16 protein-coding genes and 1 pseudogene are annotated in these 22,055 nt (G+C 68.9%); 9 read left to right on the top strand and 8 right to left on the bottom strand.

All coding sequences use genetic code 11. From position 1 onward, the window contains the following. Positions 1–8: 8 nt before the first annotated feature. Together livH and Bsp3421_RS07960 are read right to left on the bottom strand one after the other, a co-directional pair. Positions 9–935, bottom strand: a complete 927-nt coding sequence (gene livH / locus Bsp3421_RS07965; protein ID WP_273997854.1) for a high-affinity branched-chain amino acid ABC transporter permease LivH — start codon at positions 933–935, stop codon at positions 9–11. Positions 936–1,087: 152 nt separating this feature from the next. Next, positions 1,088–2,200: a branched-chain amino acid ABC transporter substrate-binding protein gene (locus Bsp3421_RS07960; RefSeq protein ID WP_273997852.1), complete on the bottom strand. Its 1,113-nt coding sequence runs from the start codon at positions 2,198–2,200 to the stop codon at positions 1,088–1,090. Between the two features lie 779 nt (positions 2,201–2,979). Between Bsp3421_RS07960 and Bsp3421_RS07955 the strand changes: the two genes are divergently transcribed. Next, positions 2,980–3,501, top strand: a complete 522-nt coding sequence (locus tag Bsp3421_RS07955) for a hypothetical protein (RefSeq protein WP_273997849.1) — start codon at positions 2,980–2,982, stop codon at positions 3,499–3,501. Between the two features lie 58 nt (positions 3,502–3,559). On the opposite strand, the gene Bsp3421_RS07950 is transcribed toward Bsp3421_RS07955, so the two are convergent. From Bsp3421_RS07950 to Bsp3421_RS07940, 3 genes are read right to left on the bottom strand one after another with little or no spacing between them, the layout of a single operon-like run. Further along, entirely contained in the window at positions 3,560–5,902 is a 2,343-nt protein-coding gene (locus Bsp3421_RS07950; RefSeq protein WP_273997848.1) for a xanthine dehydrogenase family protein molybdopterin-binding subunit, read from the bottom strand. Continuing rightward, positions 5,890–6,390: a (2Fe-2S)-binding protein gene (locus Bsp3421_RS07945; RefSeq protein WP_273997846.1), complete on the bottom strand. Its 501-nt coding sequence runs from the start codon at positions 6,388–6,390 to the stop codon at positions 5,890–5,892. Before Bsp3421_RS07945 ends, Bsp3421_RS07950 begins: the two co-directional genes overlap by 13 nt. Continuing rightward, the gene (locus tag Bsp3421_RS07940; protein WP_273997844.1) at positions 6,387–7,277 is read right to left on the bottom strand and encodes an FAD binding domain-containing protein; all 891 of its coding nucleotides are present in this window, start codon (positions 7,275–7,277) and stop codon (positions 6,387–6,389) included. The genes Bsp3421_RS07945 and Bsp3421_RS07940 overlap by 4 nt, the downstream gene beginning before the upstream one ends. Before the next feature lie 565 nt (positions 7,278–7,842). Here Bsp3421_RS07940 and Bsp3421_RS07935 point away from each other — a divergent pair. The 4 genes and pseudogenes from Bsp3421_RS07935 to Bsp3421_RS07920 all read left to right on the top strand — a co-directional run bounded on the left by Bsp3421_RS07935 (position 7,843) and on the right by Bsp3421_RS07920 (position 10,977). Beyond that, a pseudogene (locus Bsp3421_RS07935) lies at positions 7,843–8,331 on the top strand (CoxG family protein). Between the two features lie 497 nt (positions 8,332–8,828). After that, on the top strand, positions 8,829–9,368 hold the full coding sequence (locus tag Bsp3421_RS07930) for a hypothetical protein (protein WP_273997843.1): 540 nt from the start codon (positions 8,829–8,831) through the stop codon (positions 9,366–9,368). A gap of 151 nt (positions 9,369–9,519) precedes the next feature. Next, positions 9,520–9,957, top strand: a complete 438-nt coding sequence (locus tag Bsp3421_RS07925; RefSeq protein WP_273997841.1) for a GNAT family N-acetyltransferase — start codon at positions 9,520–9,522, stop codon at positions 9,955–9,957. Between the two features lie 291 nt (positions 9,958–10,248). Beyond that, positions 10,249–10,977: a class I SAM-dependent methyltransferase gene (locus Bsp3421_RS07920; RefSeq protein WP_273997839.1), complete on the top strand. Its 729-nt coding sequence runs from the start codon at positions 10,249–10,251 to the stop codon at positions 10,975–10,977. Positions 10,978–11,079: 102 nt separating this feature from the next. Here Bsp3421_RS07920 and Bsp3421_RS07915 read toward each other — a convergent pair whose 3' ends face one another. The 3 genes from Bsp3421_RS07915 to Bsp3421_RS07905 form a co-directional block, all read right to left on the bottom strand. After that, positions 11,080–13,992 carry a GH92 family glycosyl hydrolase gene (locus tag Bsp3421_RS07915; protein WP_273997838.1) on the bottom strand — a complete coding sequence of 971 codons (2,913 nt, stop codon included), beginning with the start codon at positions 13,990–13,992 and terminating at the stop codon, positions 11,080–11,082. A 222-nt stretch (positions 13,993–14,214) separates the two neighbouring features. Then, positions 14,215–15,018, bottom strand: coding sequence for an aminoglycoside phosphotransferase family protein (locus Bsp3421_RS07910; RefSeq protein ID WP_273997837.1), 804 nt, complete (start codon positions 15,016–15,018; stop codon positions 14,215–14,217). 57 nt (positions 15,019–15,075) lie between these two features. Next, entirely contained in the window at positions 15,076–15,315 is a 240-nt protein-coding gene (locus Bsp3421_RS07905; protein WP_273997835.1) for a hypothetical protein, read from the bottom strand. Between the two features lie 233 nt (positions 15,316–15,548). On the opposite strand from Bsp3421_RS07905, the gene Bsp3421_RS07900 reads away from it, so the two are divergent. The 4 genes from Bsp3421_RS07900 to Bsp3421_RS07885 all read left to right on the top strand — a co-directional run bounded on the left by Bsp3421_RS07900 (position 15,549) and on the right by Bsp3421_RS07885 (position 22,055). Continuing rightward, a complete protein-coding gene (locus Bsp3421_RS07900) occupies positions 15,549–15,824 on the top strand; it encodes a DUF4148 domain-containing protein (RefSeq protein WP_273997834.1) in 276 nt (91 codons plus the stop codon). A gap of 148 nt (positions 15,825–15,972) precedes the next feature. After that, entirely contained in the window at positions 15,973–17,256 is a 1,284-nt protein-coding gene (locus Bsp3421_RS07895) for a TolC family protein (RefSeq protein ID WP_273997833.1), read from the top strand. Positions 17,257–17,267: 11 nt separating this feature from the next. Beyond that, positions 17,268–18,737, top strand: a complete 1,470-nt coding sequence (locus Bsp3421_RS07890; RefSeq protein WP_273997831.1) for an efflux RND transporter periplasmic adaptor subunit — start codon at positions 17,268–17,270, stop codon at positions 18,735–18,737. Positions 18,738–18,794: 57 nt separating this feature from the next. Next, positions 18,795–22,055 (top strand): efflux RND transporter permease subunit, encoded by a 3,261-nt coding sequence (locus tag Bsp3421_RS07885; protein WP_273997829.1) that lies wholly within the window; start codon positions 18,795–18,797, stop codon positions 22,053–22,055.

The following is a 22,055-nucleotide window of genomic DNA, read 5'->3' as shown; positions in this document are numbered from 1 at the left end:
TGCGTCCCTCAGACCTTTTCGATGTCCGACTTGCCGAGCAGGCCGGTCGGGCGGAACAGGAGAATCAGCACGAGGAGGCCGAAGGCCACCACGTCCTTGTATTCGGCGGGCATGTAGCCGGATGCGAAGGTTTCGGCCAGGCCGAGCAGCACGCCGCCCAGCATCGCGCCGGGGATGCTGCCGATGCCGCCCAGCACGGCCGCGGTGAACGCCTTGATCCCCGCGACGAAGCCGATGTATGGATTGAGCTTGCCGATCGTGAGGCCGATCAGCACGCCGCCGACCGCCGCGAGCATCGCGCCGAGCACGAAGGTGAACGAGATCACGCGGTTGGTGTCGATGCCGAGCAGGTTGGCCATCCGCATGTCCTCGGCACATGCGCGGCACGCGCGGCCCATGCGCGAATGCGCGATGAACAGCGTGAGCGCGATCATCAGCACGATCGTCACGCAGACGATCAGGAGGCGCGAATACGGCACGGTGACGTCGAAGTCGCCGCCGAGATGGATGTCGAACGCGCCCGAGATCAGCACCGGCACCGACACGTCGCGCGCGCCCTGGCCGATCTGCACGTAGTTCTGCAGGAAGATCGACATGCCGATCGCGGAGATCAGCGGCACGAGCCGCGGCCCGCCGCGCAGCGGCCGGTACGCGACGCGTTCGATCGCGAACCCGTACAGCCCGGTCACGAGCACCGACACGATGAGCGCCGCGCCGAGCACGAGCGGCAGCGGATAGCCGGCCGACACGCCGATCGCGGTCAGCGTGACGAGGCCCACGTACGCGCCGATCATGTAGATCTCGCCGTGGGCGAAATTGATCATGCCGATGATCCCATAGACCATCGAGTAGCCGATGGCGATCAGCGCATAGATCGCACCCAGCGTCAGGCCGTTGACCAGCTGCTGGGCGAATTGCGGAAAGAAGTCTGTCATGCGGGAAACCCCCGTTCGCGCCGCGCCGCAAGGGCGGACGGCGCGCGATCTCGATACCCCGCCCGGCCGGCGCGCCGATCATGCGGCGCGCCCATGCGCGCGCGCCCCGCGCGAATCCGGCGGGGCGCGCGATGGGCGGGGGGAACGCCGGTTTAGTTAGCGGCCGTCTTGGTGGCGTCCTTGTGCCACGTATAGACCACGAACTTGAACGCCTTCAGGTCGCCCTGGGGATCGTAGGCCACCTTGCCGATCGGCGTGTCGAAGCTGTGCTGGTGCATGTACGCGGCCACCTTGGTCGGATCGGTGCTCTTCGCGCCCGTGATCGAGTCGGCGATGATCTTGACGGCCGAGTACGCCGGCATCTGGAACGGGCCGTTCGGGTCGCGCTTCTTGTCCGCGAACGCCTTCACGAGCGCCGCGTTGGCCGGGTCGGCCGTGAAGTCGGCGGGCAGCGTGACGAGCATGCCTTCCGACGCCGGGCCGGCGATCGCCGTCACGTCCTTGTTGCCGACGCCTTCCGGTCCCATGAACACGGCCTTCACGCCCTGCTCGCGCGCCTGGCGCAGCAGCAGGCCCATTTCCGGGTGGTAGCCGCCGAAGTACACGAAGTCGACGCCTTGCGACTTGAGCTTGGTGATGGTCGCCGAGTAGTCGGAATCGCCCGCGTTGATGCCTTCGAACAGCACGACCGGGATCTTCGCCGCTTCGAGGTCCTTCTTCACCGACGTCGCGATGCCCTGGCCGTACGACTGCTTGTCGTGCAGCACCGCGACCTTCTTCGGCTTGACCCTGGTGATGATGTACTGCGCGGCGGCCGGCCCCTGCTGGTCGTCGCGGCCGATCGTGCGGAAGATGAACTTGCGCTTCTTGTTCTCGGTCAGCTGCGGCGCGGTGGCCGACGGCGTGACCATCACGATGCCTTCGTTCTCGTAGATGTCGGACGCGGGGATCGTCGAGCCCGAGCACACGTGGCCGATCACGTACTTGATCTTCTGGCTCACGATCTTGTTGGCGACGGCGACGGCCTGCTTCGGCTCGCAGGCGTCGTCCATCATCACCACTTCGAGCTTGTTGCCGCCCGCGCCGCCGGCGGCGTTGATCTGCTCGACCGCCGTCAGCACGCCGGCCTTGACCATGTCGCCGTACTGGGCGACCGAGCCGCTCATCGGGCCGGCAAAGGCGATCTTCACGGTGTCAGCGTGCGCGGCGCCGGCGACCAGCAGCGCGGCGGCGAGGGAGATGGACGAAAGACGGGACAGCATCATCAGGAGCTCCTCGATTATGTTTAGTCATACGGGCAACGACATCAGCATGACTTGCGCAATCGAACAACACCCGTGGAGGACGAAACTGGAGCACGCCCGAGACGGAAAGACGGACCTGCAGATGGAAACAGCGCTTGCGGGGCCCGGCAGTGTCAGCCCCCGGGACTGGGACCGGTGACCTTGGTTCGGAAAGACAACGTAATGCGTCTTGTATCGCGCAAGCGAATCGCCTGCCCCGCTTGCCGAACCGCACGCCGGAGGGATATTCCGACAGCCGTTGGCAAGGCAGCCGAAATTATAGGTTCGTTTCTCGCCCGCCTGCGCACAATTGACGTACCAATCAGGGAAAATACGCAGTTCCGTACACGTCTGAGCCACGGTTGCACCCGCCTTGATCCGGCCCGTTCATCGGCGTCAGGTCGGCCCGCGCGCGGCGCGTCGGTCGCAATGGGCCACGTACGAATCGCCGCCCCTCCGGCCCCGCTTTCACGCCATCGCGCGCGCCGCCTCCGCCACGCGCCGCCGCCCACGCACGCGCGCCGCAGGGTGCAACCACGCGCGCGAGCGCGCCGGTTTCGTCGGATCCGATGTTGCGCGAGCGCGCGACCTGTTTAGCGCACGTCTCGGTCGAGGTCGAAAATAGTTTGTAATATTTATGTAATAATACGAGCCAGTCTTCGAGCCTCAGCCACGCCCCCGCATCCCGCCGGTTCGCCTCCGCGCCGCCAGCCACGGGCTCGAAGCTCCCGCCCCCTCTGTTTACGCGCGAGCCTCCCGTCATGCATCCGATCACGCGCGCCGTTATCGCGGCCGCCCTGCTCCACGCCGCCGCGGCCCAGGCCATGCCGGCCTCCGCCCCCGTCGCCGTCAACCTGTTCAACGTCGAACACACCCAGGCGCACGGCGCGCTGGCCGCGCACGCGACGCCGCCGCCGCGTTTCGCCTCGCCGCTCGACGCCGCGTCCTACACCACGTCCAACCCGGCCGTCGATTTCACGACGCCGAGCCCGGCCGAACAGCGCCGCCGCGAAATCGCCAGCCATCTGACCGAGCCCACGCCGCAGGACGCCGTGCCGACCACGGCGTTCGAGATCCAGCAGCGGGAACTCGCCGCCTTCCACCAGAACCGGCTGCGCTACGCGCGCCCCGATCACCGCGACGGCCGCTACATGCCGCCGCCCGTCAACCCGCTCGTGCCGATCGGCGAGACCCGCACCTACTTCACGCATCCGATGGGCAGCCAGTGCACCGCGACCGCGATCGGCAGTTCCACGCGCTCGTCGTGCACGCTGCCGTGGTGAGCCGGCGCGCCCCGCGCTGAGCCGGCCGCCGGCCGCCCCCGCGCGGCGCAGGCGCGCATCAGCACGCCTGCGCCGCGTCGATCTGGTCGACCAGATGCACGGGGCTCACGGGCGTCGCGACGACCTGCACGCCGAACGCCGCGAGCGCATCGTCGATCGCCGACGCGATGCAGGCGGTCACCGGAATCGTCCCCGCCTCGCCGACGCCCTTCGCGCCGAGCGGATTGGTCGGGCTCGGCGACTCGATGAAGATCACCTCGAGCCAGGGCACGTCGGTCGAGGTCGGCAGCAGGTAGTCCGCGAAGGTCACGGACTGGGGCTGGGCCTCGTCGTCGTAGCGCATGAACTCGAACAGCGCGTTGCCGATGCCGTGCACGATGCCGCCATGCACCTGCCCCGTCGCGAGCAGCGGGTTGACGAGCGTGCCGCTGTCCTGCACGGCGACATAGCGCAGCAGCTTCACGTGGCCGGTGTCGATGTCCACCTCCACTTCGCAGGCGTGCGAAGCGTTGGCGTACGCCATCGCATCCGGCTCCCAGAAACGCGTGGACGCCAGCCCCGCCCCCACGCCCGGCGGCAGGTCGTAGCCCGGGATGCCGTTCAGCAGGCGCGCGATCTCGGCGTACGTCACCGCCTGCCCGGGCGCCGCCGCGACACACACCCGGCCGTCGGCGAGCAGGACGTCGGCCGGCTCGACCTTCAGCCGCCGCGCGCCGACCCGCCGCAGCTTGTCGGCGACATCGCGCGCGGCGAGCAGCACCGAGGTGCCGGCCGTGATGGTCTGGCGGCTCGCGAAGCCGCCGAGGCCCATCGAGATCGCGGCGCTGCTGCCCGAGATGACCTCGATCGCGTCGACCTCGACGCCCAGCTCGGTCGCGACGATCTGCGCGAGCGTGGTGTGCAGGCCCTGGCCCATCGCCATCGCGCCCGTGGCGATCACGATGCGGCCGGTGGCGGAAATCTTCACGCTGGCGGATTCGAACGGACCGCGCCCCGTGCCCTTCGTCGCATTGGCGAGACCGATGCCCAGATGGCGGCCTTGCGCGCGCGCCGCGCGCCGCCGCACGTCGAAGCCTGCGTAGTCGATCGCGTCGAGCGCCCGGCGCTGCGCCTCGGGGTAATCGCCGCTGTCGAGCACGATGGGCTTGCCCGAGCGCGCCTTGAGCGGCTTCACGTAGGGCATCTTCTCGGGCGGGATCAGGTTGCGGCGGCGCACCTCGGCGCGATCCACGCCCAGCGCGCGCGCCACGCGATCCAGCAGGCGCTCCATCGCGAACGTGCCCTCCGGATAGCCCGCGCCGCGCACCGGGATCGTGTACACCTTGTTGGTCTGCGCCACCGCGACGTCGAGCCGGAACGCCGGCACCACGTACGGCCCCGTGACCGCGGTCGCCGCGTTGTACGCGCAGTTGATGCCCTGCGGCGTGTACGCGCCCTGGTCATGGACCATCGTCCCGCGCACGCCGAGGATCCGCGCCTCGGCGTCGACGGCGATCTCGACGTCCCAGTACTGGTCGCGCTCGTGGATCGTCGCGACGAAGTGCTCGGCCCGATCCTCCAGCCATTTCACGGCGCGCCGGTAGTGCCAGGCGACCGCCGCCACCGCGAGTTCCTCGGGATAAACCAGGTATTTCGCGCCGAAGCCGCCGCCGACATCGGGCGCGATGACGCGCAGCTGCGTCTCGGCGACGCCGAGCACGTCCGCGAGCGCGCCCTGCAGCTGGTGCGTCATCTGCGTCGACGACCACACGGTCAGCATCCGGTGATGCGCCTCGTAAGCCGCGACCACGCCGCGCCCCTCCATCGGATGCGCGGCGCCGCGATGCTGGTGCAGCGAGACGCCCAGCACGTGATGCGCGCCGTCGAACGCCGCATCGCAATCGCCGTAGTCGACGCGAAAGCGCTTCAGCACGTTGTCGGCGGCTTCCAGGCGCACCTTCGGCGCATCCGGGTCGAGCGCCTGCCGGCAGTCCGCGACCACGCCGAGCGGCGCGTAGTCGACCTCGACGGCCGCGGCCCCGTCCTCCGCGACATAGCGCGAGCGGGCCAGCACCATCGCCACCGCCTCGCCGACGAAGCACACCTCGTGCGGCGTCAGGACATAGGGCGTGATGCCGTCCGGCAGCTCCGTCGTCGGAAACCCGAGCGGCATGCGCAGCGTGGCGACCATCCCCGCCATCTGCTCCGCGGTCACCACCGCGAACACGCCGTCGATCGCGCGCGCCGCCGACGCATCGATGCGCCGGATCAGCGCATGCGCGTACGGGCTTCTGACGAAGGCCACGTGCAGCATGTCGGGCACGCTGATATCGCCGACATAGCACGCCTCGCCGCGCAGCAGCGGCAGATCTTCGGTGCGCAACACGGAACGGCCGATCTGGCCGGGATTCAACGCGCCCATGCCGCGCCCCGCCGTTTGTCGAGCACCGCCAGCGCGGCTTCGACGATGTTCTGATATCCCGTGCAGCGGCACAGATGGCCGGACAGCGCGAGCCGCACCTCGTCCTCGGTCGCCTGCGGATGATCGGCCAGCAGCTCCGTGAGCGTCATCAACACCCCCGGCGTGCAGAACCCGCACTGGAGCCCGTGATGCTCGCGCAGCGCCTGCTGCAATTCGCCCAGCGCCGCGCCGTCGGCCAGCCCCTCGACGGTCGTGATCGCGTGGCCCTGCGCCTGCGCCGCGAGCATCAGGCAGCTGCGCGCCGTGTGCCCGTCGACCAGCACGGTGCACGCCCCGCACGCGCCATGCTCGCAGCCGAGATGGGTGCCGACGAGCCGGAACCCGTCGCGCAGGCAATCCGCGAGCGTGGTGCGATCCTCGACCTGCGCGTGGCGCAGCACGCCGTTCACCTCGATGGCGACCGTGCGGCGCACGTCGTCATGATTCATGGGTTCCTCCCTTTTCTCTCGGATCCGACAGCCGCGTCGAGGGCGCGCTGCAGCGCGGCGCGCAGCAGCCGGCCGGCCACGCGCCGCCGGTAGCGCGCCGGATAGGCCGGGTCGTCGAGCGCGTCGAGCACGTCGACCTCGGCCGCCACCGCATCGATCAACGCGGGGTCCGGCCGCGCGCCAACCAGCCAGCGCTCGGCCTCCGCGAGACGGATCGGCACCGGCCCCACGCCGCCGAGCGTCAGCGACGCGCGCGTCACGCGCCCCGCCTCGTCCGTCTCGATCAGCGCGGCCGCGGACGCGATCGCGAAGTCGCCATGCCGCCGGCCGAATTCCATGAACGCGCAGCCATGCGCGGGGCCCCACGGCGCGATGTGGATCTCCGCGAGCAGTTCGCCTTCGTCGAGGCTCACCGTCATCAGGTCGGTGGCGAACTCGGCCATCGCGATGCGCCGCCCGCCGCCGCGCGCGCTCTGCACGACCAGCGTCGCATCGAGCGCCGCACAGGCGGTCGGCAGTTCGGCCGCGGGATCGGCGTGACACAGGCTGCCGCCGAGCGTGCCGCGGTTGCGCGTCTGCCGATGCCCGACCCGCAGCACGGCCTCGCGCAGCAACGGCAGCCGCTCGCCGAGCAGCGCCGAGTATTCGAGCGCGCGCTGCGTCGTCATCGCGCCGATGCGGATCACGCCGTCGCGCTCGTGGATGCCGCGCAACGCGGCAATGCCGTTCAGATCGACGATGTGCGCAGGCGTCGCGAGCCGCATGTTGAGCATCGGCATCAGCGACTGACCTCCCGCGAGCGCCCGGCAATCGGGAAGCATGGCGATCAGCGTCAGCGCCTCGTCGAGCGACGACGGCTGGTGGAGCGTGAAGGGCGCGGGCTTCATCTCCGCTCCTCGGCGGTTCGCCGATGCGGCGCGGCCGCGCCCGGCCGGTCAAGCCGACGCGCCGCGCTCACGGGCGCGGCGTACAAAGACCGCCCGCGGCGCCGCAGACGCAATCGATGCGCGCCGTCGGCCGGCCGGTATCCGCTGCGATATCCGGTTTATCCATGCAGGAAGCCATTGCCCTCGACAACGCATTTCCCAATCGAAAATAATCCAGCCCATTAATCATGATTTAAGATAATTTTTAATTCGTCATTATTCTGCTTGAAAATCTGAATTATCGATCCTACCTGCCACCACGCTTGCTCGCAATAGCGCATACCGAGCGTATCGGGCCGACCCTGCGCCGCCCCCGCGCGCCGACATGCGAACATACTTTACGAAATCCATTCGCCATATTTTCGAATGAGCCCGATTCAAACCAAATGAATAGCCATTTCATTGAAACAGACAAGCGCCGATTGATCATTCGGGCAATACTCTTTACGCTTCGAGCGCGCATCGGCGGCATGCCCGCGCGTCATCCGGCCTGACGCCGGACCTCACTCATCGGACACCCCTCGACATGAATCTCAACGGAGAACGCAGCTTGCCCGCCGCCCGGCAGGCGGTATGGGATGCCTTGAACGATCCCGCGGTCCTGCGCGACTGCCTGCCCGGATGCGAACGGATGGAACGCGTTTCCGACACCGCGTACACGCTCACCTTGCTCGCGGTGGTCGGGCCGGTGAAGGCGAAGTTCGCGGGCAAGCTGGTCCTCGCCGACATCGATGCGCCGCGAAGCTACGCGCTGGACTTCGAGGGCGCCGGCGGCGCGACGGGATTCGGGAAAGGGCGCGCGCGGGTCGCGCTCGACGCGCCCGGCGGCGACCGGACCTAGCTCAGCTATCACGCGGACGTGCAGGTGGGCGGGAAGATCGCCCAGGTCGGCGCGCGGCTCATCGACGGCGTCGCACGCAAGATCATCGAGGCGTTCTTCTCGAAGTTCGAGGCGCAGCTGGCCGCGCGCGGGGAAGCGGATACGCAGCCGTCTGGCGCGGCGCGCCCGGAGTGATCGGCAGTCATGGGCTGACGCTCGGGCCGATCACCGGGAGGGTGTTGGCGGAGCGGATCTGCGGAGAACCCGCGTCCGTCGACCTGACGCCGTTTCGGGCGGAGCGGTTTTGAGGAACGGCGCGCGCTTGCGACAGCATGCCTCCCGCCGACCATCCCCGCTTCCGGGTTCGAGCCGCCCCCACCGCACGAGATTATCGCCGCGCCGATACTCGATACCGAAGCAGCCTGATGAGTTTCTTTCTCTTATCTTTCCATTTTCCTGATCAACAGGCAGCGGCTCATACCCGATCCCCGGCAATGTGCCCTGCGCGGCCATGACAATCATCGACAACGTGCACCTCAACGGAAAGCCGGTGCGGCATCGGCGGATGCGCACGCACCGGTCACACCGCGCACACGGCCAACGAATAGCCCGACAGCCCATGCGCCATTACCCGCACGACTGCCGCGCCCCATTAGACTCCTCCACCTGATCCGCCTCCGCGCCGCCCGACCATGCCCACCCGCCTGCAACACGCCATCGAAACCTACCTCCACGCGAAGGACTTCAACCGCCCGCACCGGATGACGGACGCGTTCATCGCCGACGCCGAATTGGCGATGACGGTCCATGCCGAGGAAATCGCGTTTCCGGCCGCCGCGCGCGGCGTGCACGCGATCGCCGCGACCTTGTCGAGCGGATTCGCGCAGCGCTACGAGAATGTGTACACATGCTGCATCGGCGCGCCGCCCGCGCATGACGGCCGCTTCGCGTGCGACTGGCTCGTGTGCATGACGGACAAAGAATCAGGCGCGGCGCGCATCGGCTTCGGCCGCTACGACTGGCAGGCCGACGAGGCCACGGGACGGGTCGCGCGGCTGCACATCACGATCGAACGGATGGCGACGCTGCCCGCCGAGGCGAACGGGGCGCTGCTCGGCTGGGCGCGCCGCCTGCCCTATCCCTGGTGCCCGCGCGACAGCCTCTCGCCGTCCGCGCCGGACATCGACGCCGTGCGAGACGTGCTGGCCGCATTGACCGCACCGGATCGCTGACATCGGGAATGTCGCAGGGTGTCGCCGCGCGACCCGGGGCCGCCGGCGAACACGCCCGGCGGCGGACCTTCGAATGTCCGACATATCGAGGAATTCCGCCACGCGGCAGCGTGCAATAATTTGACTTTTCGAGTGAGGATCGATTTGAGCCATGCCTGAACATCGCCCCAGCAAGTTCCAGATCAGAAGGCTGTCGCCGCCGGAATGGGTGCAGGCATACCCTGTCATCGCTCAACTTCGGTCGCTTGAAGAAGCCGAATTCCTGGTGCGGGTCCGCCGGCAAGCGTATTCGGGCTACGAACTGGTGGCGGCCTTTCTCGACGGGAAGATTGTCGGGGTGATGGGCATGAGGCCCGTTCACACCTTGGCGCGCGGGGCGCACCTTCATATCGACGACCTCGTGGTCGATGCGGCGGGCCGAGGGAGCGGCGTGGGCCGGTCCCTGATGGAATATGCCGACGTCGACGCCCGTGCCCGCGGCATGACCGCGATATTTCTCGACGCGCGGCCGGACGCCATCCCGTTCTATGAGCGGGAGCACTATGTGCCGCACCTCTCGCCCTCGATGAAGAAGGTTCTCGCGTCTTAAGGCAAGGCAGCCGCGGTCAGCGCGATCCGGCCGTGCCTTCAGCCGATGGATTGCCCGGAATCGGGCGGCCGCGGCGGAAGCTCAGCGTCCTCCCGGCCGGTTCGAGGCGTTCGACATCGCTTCCCGGATCGTCATCGACGCCGCGCGGCAATCGGCGCATCCGCGCCCTCGCGCGCGTAGCCGGCCTCCTTCGGCGGGCGGGAAGGCAGCCCGCCCCGACCCCGCCGCTCATCCCCTGCCGCGCGAGGTCTTCCGGCCCGGCCTCGCCCCTCGTCATTCCTGGAGAGATACATGGCGCAAAACATCTACGACCACCCCGACTTCTTCGCGAACTACAGCCAATTGCCCCGGCAGGTGCACGGGTTGGACGGCGCGCCCGAATGGCCCGTGCTCCGAGGCTTGCTGCCCGACCTGCGCGGCAGACGTGTCGTCGACCTGGGATGCGGCTTCGGCTGGGCCTCACGCTGGATGCGCGCGCAAGGCGCGGCCTCGGTCCTGGGCCTCGACCTTTCGCAAAACATGATCGAGCGCGCCATCGCCGAAACAGCGGATGCCGCCATCGAGTACCGTATCGCCGATCTCGACGCGCTGGACCTGCCCAAGGGCGCTTTCGATCTTGCGTACAGCGCGCTGACCTTTCACTATGTTCAGGATTTCGGCCGCCTCGTGCGCATGATCCACCAGGCGCTCGTCCCCAACGGGCATTTCGTTTTCTCGATCGAGCATCCGATCTTCATGGCCGCGACGAATGCGCAGTGGATCAGCGAGGAGGACGGACGCAAAACCTGGCCGGTCAATCGATATTCCGTCGAGGGTCAGCGCCGGACGGACTGGTTTATCAAGGACGTCCTGAAGTACCACCGAACGCTCGGCACGACGCTGAACACGCTGATCGACGCGGGCTTCGCCATTCGACGGGTGGAGGAGTTCGCCCCGACGCCGGAGCAGATCCGGCAGATGCCGCAATTGGCGGAGGAACTGGAGCGCCCCATGATGCTGATGGTGTCCGCGTCGGCATAGCGGGCCGGGCCGGGCCGACAGCCTGCCCCGCGCGCGACGCCCATCCCCCACACCGGAAAAACCGCGCCGCCCTTCCGGACGGCGCGGCGCCCCCTCCCTTCATCAGCTTGCCGTCGCGATCCCGAACACGTGCATCTTGCCCGCGTTGACGAGTCGCGGCAGCGTCACGCTCGCCACCCGCTTGCCGGCCGGCACCGCGATCTTCTGCGCGAAGATATAGGTCTTCACGTTGTCCTTCTGCCCGCCGGCCGTGTTGCGATAGCCCATGGTCAGCGCAATCGCGGACTTCGCCCCCGCGCCGCCGCCGTTCAGCGTCCAGTCGTCGAACGCGAGCGTCACCGACTGGCTCGTGCCGTCCGTGAAATTCACCTGCGCGGCGCCCGTGCTCGGCCCGTTGTTAGACGAGCCCAGCACGATCACGCTGCCGCCCGCCGACCCCGACGGCACCATCACGGTCTGACCGACCGTCACCGCATTGTCGAGCGGCGTCTGCCCGCCTGCGAGCGCGAAGCTCGCGCCGCCATACACGAACGGCGCCCCGGGCTTCACGCCCGCCGCCGCCAGCGCATTCGCCGAATAGCTGTACTGGCTGCCGTCGAAGTCCGCGCCGTTGCCGTCGGTATTGGTTGCGCCATCCGCGCTGAAACCGTGGTTGTTGAAGCTGTCGGCAGGCGTCGCCGCGACCGGTACGCCATACGACGGCGGCAAGTCCGTCGCCCCCCACTGCGACGCCGCGCCGCCCATCGAGAAGTTCAGCGTCGCGCCGTTCGCGAGCGTGTCGTACGGCACCCACGCGCTGGTCTGGTTGCGGCCGTCGATCGTCAGGCTCTGCACGTAGTTCGACGTCGGCGCGCCCGGCGCGTTGATCGTCAGGGTCTTGCCGCTGCCGAGCCTGATCGCGATCGACGGGAACTGCGGGCTGCCGATCGCGAAGCCGCCGACACCCGGGATCTGCGGATACAGCCCGAGCGCCGCCCACACGTACCAGCCGGACACCGCGCCGAGATCGTCGTTGCCGGGCAAGCCGTCGGGCTTCGTGCTGAAGGCCGTGTTCATGATCTGCTGCACCACCCGCTGCGTCCCCGCCGGCGATCCGGTCCAGTTGTACAGCCACGGCGCCTCGAAGGTCGGCTCGTTGCCCATGTAGAAGTTCGGCAGGCTCATCCCCGCATTCAGCACGGTAAAGAACTGATCGAGGCGCGCGACGACCGTCTGCGGCGTGCCGAGCAGCGCCATCAGGCCGCCCGGGTTGTACGGCACCATCCACGTGTACTGCTCGGCATTGCCTTCCACGTAGTTGTCGGTGCTGCTCTGCGTCTCGTTGATCCAGCTGCCGTTGCCGTTGCGCGCGGCGATCAGCGGCGGATTGAGCGAGGTGTTGAGCAGGTTCTGCCAATACGCGGAGCGGCTCAGCAGCATCTTATGGATCGTCGTGTTGCCGAGCGCGCCGGCGAACTGCGCGATCGCGAAATCGCTGCTCGTATATTCGAGCGTCGACGACGCCTGCCCCCACTCTCCGCCCGTGATGTAGCCCGTCTGCAGATAGCCCGCCCGGCCGCCGTTGGTCGTCACGTTGTTGCACGCGGTGCCGGGGATGTTCGCCATCTTGACCATGTGCGCGAGCGCGCCCTGCGCGTCGAAGCTGCGCGCGCCGAAGGCGTATGCGCTCGACACCATCAGCGAACCGGCGTCGCCCGGCATCACGCCGTCCTCGACGTTGTCGTTGACCCAGTGCGGGATCGCGCCGCACTGGTCGGCGTCGTTGACGAGCGACTGGATCATGTCGCTCGTTTCCTGCGGGAACAGCACGGCCTTCAGCTGGATCAGCGAGCGGTAGATGTCCCAGCCCGAGAAGCTCGAATACTGCGCGCCCTGGCCCTTCGAAACCGTATGCACCTTGTTGTCGAAGCCGACGTACTGGCCGTTGACGTCGCTGAACAGGCTCGGCGCCCACAGCGCGTGATAGAACGCGGTGTAGAACTTGGTCAGCGCGTCGGTATCCCCGCCCGTCACCTGGATCGCATTGAGCCGGGTGTTCCAGGCCGTGTCGGCCGCGCTCTTCACCGCGTCGAAATCCCAGTTCGGGTTTTCCGCGGCGAGGTTGGCCTTCGCGTTGTCGACGCTCACGTACGAGATGCCGATCTTCATCCGGACCGTTGCGCCCGCATCGAAGCCCAGCTTCGCGATGCCCTTCGACAAGGTCGACGACGTCGCGAACGGCCGGTCGAACTGCGCATAGAAGTACACCGGCACCGGCGTGCCGTTGCCGCAGAAGCCGCCGCCGACGGTGCTGCCGGAAATCGCATCGGCGGCCACCTTCGTGACGCTGCCCGTGGTCGAGGTCTTGGTGTTGGTGCGCGTCGTGTCGATCACGAGGTAGGCCGGCTTGCCGGCCGGATACGTGAAGCGGCCGAAGCCGCTGCGCAGCGTGGCGGTCAGCTCGACCTTGATCTGCGTATCGAGCAGCACCGAGTAATAGCCGGCCCGCGCCGTCTCGTTCGCGTGGCTGAAGGTCGGCACGAGCTTGCTCGTGTCGGTGGTCGGCATCACCGGGAATTCGCCGTTGTTGCCCGCGCACCCCGCTCCGCTCATGTGCGTGACGCTGAAGCCCTGGATCGAATTGAGATCGTAGTAGTAGCCGGCCGGGGAACCCGGCTCCGCGCTGCTGTTGGGCGCGGGCGTCGTGTTCGTGTCCGGCGCCCACTGCACCATCCCCGACGGCAGGCCCGCCGCCGGCACCACGCTGCCCGCCTGGCCGGCCGGCACCGGATTCGGCGAGTTGCTCGCCAGCGTGCCGATCAGCGGGTTCACGTATTGCGTCAGCGGCAGCAGCACGGGCGCGGCCGCGTCGTTCGCCGTTCCCGCGGTGCTCACCGTGGTCGCGGCCGCCGCGACCGCGCCGGTTCCGCTGCGGCTCGCCAGCGCCGACGCGGTCGGCCCGCCCTCGTCACCCCCACACCCTGCCAGCACGCTCACCGCCGCGACGACGGCCGCCAGCTTCGCGAATTGCTTCATGAACGTCTCCAGTTCTTATATTTTCCTGTTAAGCAGCGCTTCCAATTAAATAATCCGCCGCTCACCGACCAGAACCGCGCCCGCAGACTAGGGCAAGAGAAGTTCACCCGTCAATCGAATGAATGTTTTTGTAATGTTTTTATTTGATTTACTAAACGACGCGCAACAGAATATATAAAATAATCGCCAAAGCACCGCCGGCGCTGGCGCTCCGGGCTTTGCTCACCGCAGTTTCGCAATCGCGATCCGCGCCACGGATAAATCCGCCTTTTCCGCCGAACCATCGGCGATAAACCAGGCCGCCGATAAACCGGCATACGCCAGTATCCATTCCAATAAGCGCCGGCGCTCCAGTTGCGCGGCCGCGGCCACCACCTCCACCTGCCGCGCGAAGCGCACCGGATCGCGCGAGACCGGCAGGTCCGGGTTGCACAGGATGTTCGCGAAATCGAAGCCGCGCTCACCGTACAGCCCTTTCGGATCGATTGCGCGCCAGCCGCGCGCGCCGAAGTCGAGCACGTTGTCGTGATGCAGGTCGCCGTGCAGCACGACGACCTCGCGCGGCGCGGCCAGCAGCGCGCGGGCCGTGTCGGCGCTCGTGCGCAGGATGCCGCCGTGCGCGCGCGCGGCCGCATCCAGCTCCGCGAACCAGCGCGCGAGCGGCGTCAGCGGGGGCGGCACCGGAACGCGCGGCGCATGCAGGCGCGCGGCCACCGCGCAGATCGCGCGGCTGGCGACATCGTCGTCGCCCGTCATCGCCATCTCGTGCAGCGAGCGCGCGCCGCGCGCGCGTTCGAGCAGCAGCGCATCGCCTTCATGCCCGAGCACGCGCGCGGCGCCGCGGCCGTCCCACCAGGCCATCAGCGCGGCGCCCGCGCGTTCTTCCGGCACGCGCGCAATCTTCAGCATGGCCGCGCGACTCGCCATGCGCACCGGCAGCAGCGCGCTCGTCGCCGTGAAGCGCGGCGCGCCGTCGGGCGTCAGGCGCCAGCGCCGCAGCGCGGCATCGAATATCGTCGCAGTCATCGCGCGCCTCGCGCCTCTACGCGTCAAACACGGTGAGGGGACTCTAACAGAGGGGCTTCATTGGCGTCGCGGGAACAGGCAGGGCTGCGGCTTCACGTGAAAATTCTCGTAGCGGCACGGACGACCGAAGTAATCGACCGTCCCGCCGGCCGACGCCGCGGAAGCGACGCGCTCGCCGCTTCCGGTCGCGGGCGGCGCATCCGCGCCCGCCGGCCTGGCGGCCGGCGGCGCCACCCCGCAGGCGGTAAGCGATGCGGCGGAAATCAACACGGCGAGAACGGCAAGGCGACGGGACATGTGAGGCGGCTCCTGGAAACGCGACCGCGCCGACACGATGCGACGCGGCCGACAATGGCATGCGGCCAGTCTAGGCAGCCCTTCCACACCCGCCCGTGACGCGAACATGAGCGTTTTGTCATGCACGCTCCGCGATGGCGGATTTGTCATGCGCGGCTCATGATCCCGTTTCGTTCGCTCTCCACAATGATCCCGGCTGTCCGATTCCCGGCGGCATCCACCGGAGAGATCACATGAAAGTCCTGCCCCTGTTCGTCCTCGCATCCCTGCTGCCGATCGCCGGCGCCGCGCTGGCCGACGGCATGCCCGAGGGGAAGTACGGCAAGAGCCGCGAAGAAGTGCGCGCCGAGCTGATCCGCGCGCAGCACGAAGGCCAGGTGCCGGCCAGGAAGACCGAGTACCCGCCGAGCGCCGACACCGTGGCGCGCAACCGCGAGTTGCACGCGGTCGCGCGCCATGACGGCGCGCCGAATCCGCCGCTCGGCCCCAACGAACTGGCCGGCCGCTAGGCCCACCACCACCGCGCCCTCGCAGGAGGGCGTTTTTTTGCGCGCGCGACGGGACATGACGGATTTGTCATGTTGCGCTCATGTTTGCATCGCACCCGCTCCGTAGCATCGCCACCTGATTGCCTCCCCTTCGCTCGCTTCCGATTCGATGATGTCCAAGTCCTTCGTGCTCCTTCTCGCCGCCGCGCTGTGGCTGCCCGCCGCCCATGCGCAGACCGCCGCTCCCACCCCGGACGCCGGGCCCGACACGCCGTTCACGCTGAGCGACGCGCTACGGCTCGCCGCCGCGCGCAATCCGCAGCTGCGCGGTGCGCGCGCCGCCGCCGACGCGTCCCAGGGCGCGTTCGTGCAGGCCGGCATGCGCCCGAATCCGGACATCTCGTACCTCCAGGAAAGCTTCCAGCGCCAGGAGAACACGCGCACCGCGCTCGTCAACCAGCGCATCGAACTGGGCGGCAAGCGCGGCTACCGCATGGACGTCGCGGCCTACGGCCGCGAAGCGTCGCTCGCCGCCGTCGACGCCCAGTCGGCCGCGGTGCGCGCGAACGTCACGTCCGCGTTCTTCGGCCTGCTCGCCGCGCAGAAGACGCTCGACGTCAGCACGGAATCCACGGCGATCGCCCAGCGCTCGACCGATCTCGTCACGCGGCGCGTCAGCGCGGGCAAGGTCTCGCCGGTCGAGGAAACCAAGGCGCGCATCGCACTCGCCGCCGCGCAGATCGAGCTGACGCGCGCGGCCACCAGCGTCGCCGCGGCCCGCGAAAAGCTCGCGAACACGCTGGGCGGACCCTGGCCGGGCGGCAGCGCGAGCGACGCCGCGTTCGACGCGCTGCCCGCCATGCCGCCTCTCGCGCAACTGCAGGCGCAGCTGGACGGCGCGCCCTCGACGCGCCAGGCGCTCGCCAACCTGCGCCAGTCGAACGCGCGGATCGCGCTCGAACGCGCGCGACGCATTCCGGACGTGACGATCAGCGCCGGCTACAAGCGCGTGACGGCGGGGGGACGCCCGGACAACCAGGCGGTCGTCGGCGTGTCGATTCCGCTGCCGATCTTCGATACGAATCGCGGCGCGATCATGGAAGCCACGCACAACGCCGCGAAGGCCGAGGCCGACCTCGCCGGCGAACAGCTCGAACAGCGGCTCGCGCTCGCGCAGGCCTACGCCGGCTACGAGAACGCCACCCAGGAAGCGCGCCGGCTCAAGCGCGACGTGCTGCCCGCCGCCCGCGACGCGCTCGACGCGATGTCGCGCGGCTACGCGCTCGGCAAGTTCCAGTTTCTCGACGTGCTCGATGCGCAGCGCACGCTGTTCGACGCCCAGACCCGTTACATCCGCGCCCTGACCGACGCGCACCTGACCTACGCGGAACTCGACCGCCTGGTCGGCACGTCGCTCGACGTCGCCGCGGCTTCCCAACCCGCCCAACCTTGAGGATCACCATCATGCCGCGCAACCTGAAGCGTGTCGCCGTGGCGGTCGCGCTCGCCGGCGCGCTCGCCGCCGCCGGCACGATCGCCTTCACCGCCGTGCGCCCGTCCGCCGGCGGCGCCGCCGGCCCGTCCCCCGCCAGCGCCGCCGCGCCGGGCGCGCGCGGCGGCGTCGTGCTGAAGACGGGCGCCTACGCGCTCGAAATCGTGCCGAGCGAGCAGGACGGCGCCGTCACGCTGTCCATCTACCCGTCGGTCGACGGCAAGCCGCTCAAGCCGGGCCCCGACGCCGTGCTCGACGCGACGCTGGTGCGCTACGACGGCACCCGCGCGCCGCTCACGCTTGTCGCGAACGGCGAGCGCTACACGACCCGCGAGCCGCTCGCGAAGCCGCACGTGTTCGACGTGCAGTTCCAGCTGCGCGCCGGTGCGCTGCGGCAGGCCTTCAGCTACACGCTCGGCGACGGCCTGCTGCCACTCACGGCCGAGCAGATCCGCGCCTCGAAGATCGGTCTCGCGCAGGCCGCGCCCGCCGAGATCGTCGCGTCGTTCCAGCTGCCGGGCGAGATCAAGTTCAACGAGGACCGCACCGCGCACGTGGTGCCGCGCATCGCGGGCGTGGTCGAGCAGGTCAACGTCGCGATCGGCCAGCAGGTGCGCAAGGGCGACGTGCTCGCGGTGATCGCGAGCACCGACCTGTCGGACCGCCGCAGCGAACTGCTGACCGCGCAGAAGCGCCTGACCGGCGCGCGCCAGGTCTACGCGCGCGAAAAGACCCTGTGGGAAGAGCGGATCTCGGCCGAGCAGGACTATCAGGCCGCGCAGGTGCAACTGCGCGAAGCGGAGATCGCGGTGCAGAACGCGCAGCAGAAGCTGTCCGCGATCAATGCGTCCGCCACCGGCGCGCTCAACCGCTATGCGTTGCGCGCGCCCTTCTCCGGCACCATCGTCGAGAAGCACGTGACGCCGGGCGAAGCCGTCGCGGCCGACGCGAACGTATTCGTGCTCGCGGACCTGTCGACGGTGTGGGCCGAGATGGCCGTGCCCGCGCAACGGCTCGACGAGGTGCGGGTCGGCCGCCGCGCGACCGTCAGCGCAACCGCGTTCGACTCGCAGGCGAGCGGCGAGATCGCCTATGTCGGCGCGCTGCTCGGCGCGCAGACCCGCACCGCGCCCGCGCGCGTGGTGCTGCCGAACCCGTCGCTCGCGTGGCGGCCGGGCCTGTTCGTCAACGTGTCGGTCGACGCGCGCGCGCGCGCCGTGCCGGTCGCGATCGAGACCCGCGCGCTGCAAACCCTCGACGGCCGGCCCGCCGTGTTCGTCGAGACCGCGCGCGGCTTCGTCGCGCAGCCGGTGGAGCTGGGCGAGCGCGACGGCCGCTTCACCGAGGTGACGCGCGGCCTGCGCGCCGGCCAGCGCTATGCGACCGACAACAGTTTCATCCTGAAGTCGGAGCTGGAAAAAGGCTCCGCCGAGGGGCATTGAGCCACGCCCACGCGGTCCGGGCTGCCCGGACCTCACTAGATCCCTGGAATCCTTCGAATGTTTGAGCGCCTGATTCGCTTCGCCATCGCGCACCGCTGGCTCGTGCTGCTCGCCGTCCTCGCGGCGGCGGCGCTCGGCGTCTACAGCTACCAGAAGCTGCCGATCGACGCCGTGCCCGACATCACCAACGTGCAGGTGCAGATCAACACGCCCGCGCCCGGCTATTCGCCGCTCGAAGTCGAGCAGCGCGTGACCTATCCGCTGGAAACGGTGATGGCGGGCCTGCCCCACCTGGAGCAGACCCGCTCGATCTCCCGCTACGGGATCTCGCAGATCACCGTGATCTTCAAGGACGGCACCGACATCTACTTCGCGCGGCAGCTCGTCAACGAGCGCCTGCAGCAGGCCAAGGACCGGCTGCCGGAAGGTGTCGCGCCGATCATGGGGCCGACCTCGACCGGGCTCGGCGAGATCTACATGTGGACCATCGAGACCGATGACAACGCGCGCAAGCCCGACGGCAGCCGCTACACGCCGATGGACCTGCGCGAGCTGCAGGACTGGGTGGTGCGGATGCAGCTGCGCAACGTGCCCGGCGTGACCGAGGTCAACTCGATCGGCGGCTTCGTCAAGGAGTATCAGGTCGCGCCCGATCCGGCCAAGCTGATGTCCTACGGGCTGTCGCTCGCGGACGTGGTGCGCGCGCTGAAGATCAACAACGACAACGTCGGCGCGGGCTACATCGAGAAGCGCGGCGAGCAGTATCTCGTGCGCGTGCCGGGCCAGGCGCGCTCGGTCGACGATCTCGCGAACATCGTGCTGACCAACGTCGGCGGCGTGCCGGTGCGGATGAAGGACATCGGCGAGGTCGGCGTCGGTCGCGAGCTGCGCACCGGCGCGGCCACCGAGAACGGCCGCGAGGTCGTGCTCGGCACCGTGTTCATGCTGATCGGCGAGAACAGCCGCACGGTCGCCGACGCGGTCGCGCGCAAGATGGTCGAGGTCAACCGCTCGCTGCCGGCCGGCGTGAAGGCGGTGCCCGTCTACGACCGCACGGTGCTGGTCGAGAAGGCGGTCGCGACCGTCAAGAAGAACCTGCTCGAAGGCGCGCTGTTCGTGATTGCCGTGCTGTTCCTGTTCCTCGGCAACCTGCGCGCGGCGCTGATCACCGCGCTCGTGATCCCGCTGTCGATGCTGATGACCTTCACCGGCATGGTGAACGCGAAAGTCAGCGCGAACCTGATGAGCCTCGGCGCGCTCGACTTCGGCATCATCATCGACGGCGCGGTCGTGATCGTCGAGAACTGCGTGCGGCGGCTCGCGCACGCGCAGACCGCGCTCGGCCGCCCGCTGACCCGCGAGGAGCGCTTCGCGGAGGTGTTCTCGGCGTCGCAGGAAGCGCGCCGCGCGCTGATCTTCGGCCAGGTGATCATCATGGTGGTGTACCTGCCGATCTTCGCGCTGACGGGCGTCGAGGGGAAGATGTTCCATCCGATGGCGATGACCGTCGTGATGGCGCTCGCCGCCGCGATGGTGCTCACGGTCACCTTCATTCCCGCCGCGGTCGCGCTGTTCATCGGCGACAAGGTGCAGGAGAAGGAAAACCGCCTGATGACCTGGGCGCGGCGCGCCTATGCGCCGCTGCTGGACATCTGCCTGCGGCGCGCGCGGCCGGTGCTGATCGGCACCGTCGCGATCGTCGCGCTGACCACCCTGCTCGCGACGCGGCTCGGCAGCGAGTTCATCCCGAGCCTCAACGAAGGCGATTTCTCGGTCTCGACGCTGCGCGTGCCGGGCACGAGCCTCACGCAATCACTCGAGATGCAGCGCACGATCGAGCAGACCCTGACCACGCGGTTCCCGGAGATCGAGCGCGTGTTCGCGCGCACCGGCACGGCCGAGGTCGCGACCGATCTGATGGCGCCCAACCAGTCGGACGCCTACATCATGCTGAAGCCGGTCAAGGCGTGGCCCGATCCGTCCAAGTCGCGCGACACGCTGCGCGCCGAGATGGAGGAAGCGCTGCAGCAGATCCCCGGCAACGTCTACGAGTTCTCGCAGCCGATCCAGCTGCGCTTCAACGAACTGATCTCCGGCGTGCGCAGCGACGTGGCCGTCAAGCTGTTCGGCGACGACATGGACGTGCTGAACGGCACCGCGCAGCGGATCCTCGACGCCCTGCAGAAGGTGCCCGGCGCATCCGAGGCGAAGGTCGAGCAGACCACCGGCCTGCCGGTGCTGACCGTCAACCTCGCGCGCGAGCGGCTCGCGCGCTACGGCGTGAACATCGGCGAGGTGCAGGACGCGATCGCGGCGGCGATCGGCGGCAAGACCGCGAGCACGCTGTTCCAGGGCGACCGCCGCTTCGACATCGTGGTGCGTCTGCCGGACGCGCTGCGCTCCGACATCGACGCGATCCGACGCCTGCCGATCGCGCTGCCCGCCGGCGACGCCGCGCCCGCCGCGTTCAGCGTGACGCCCGCGAGCGGCTCGACGGTCGCGAACGGCGCGCCGGCCGGCGTGCGCTTCGTGCCGCTGTCGGAACTCGCGAGCGTCGACGTGACGCCGGGCCCGAACCAGATCAGCCGCGAGGACGGCAAGCGCCGCATCGTGATCAGCGCGAACGTGCGCGGCCGCGACGTGGGCTCGTTCGTCGCCGACGCGCAGGCGCGCATCCGCGCCGACGTGAAAATCCCGTCCGGCTACTGGATCGCCTGGGGCGGCCAGTTCGAACAGCTGCAAAGCGCGGCCGAACGCCTGCAGGTGGTGGTGCCGGTCGCGCTGCTGATGGTGTTCCTGCTGCTGTTCATGATGTTCAACAACGTCAAGGACGGCCTCCTCGTGTTCACCGGGATTCCGTTCGCGCTGTCGGGCGGCATCGTGTTCCTGTGGATGCGCGGCATCCCGCTCTCGATCTCGGCGGCGGTCGGCTTCATCGCGCTGTCGGGGGTCGCCGTGCTGAACGGGCTCGTGATGATCTCCTTCATCCGCAACCTGCGCGACGAGGGCCGCCCGCTCGACGACGCGGTGCGCGAGGGCGCGCTGACCCGGCTGCGGCCCGTGCTGATGACGGCGCTCGTCGCGTCGCTGGGCTTCGTGCCGATGGCGCTCGCGACCGGCACGGGCGCCGAAGTGCAGCGCCCGCTCGCAACCGTCGTGATCGGCGGTATCCTGTCGTCCACCCTGCTCACGCTGCTGGTGCTGCCGGTGCTGTACCGGCTCGCCTACACGCATTCGCTGCGGCGCACGCTGGCGGCGTGGCTCGCGGGCCGCCTGCCCGCGCGCTGGCTCGCGCGGCTGGGCCTTTCAACGAGGTAA

The sequence above is a fragment of the Burkholderia sp. FERM BP-3421 genome (genome assembly GCF_028657905.1).
GTDB lineage: Bacteria > Pseudomonadota > Gammaproteobacteria > Burkholderiales > Burkholderiaceae > Burkholderia.
The sequence above is the reverse complement of the archived record's forward strand: the minus strand, read 5'-3'. Positions and strand labels throughout refer to the sequence as shown.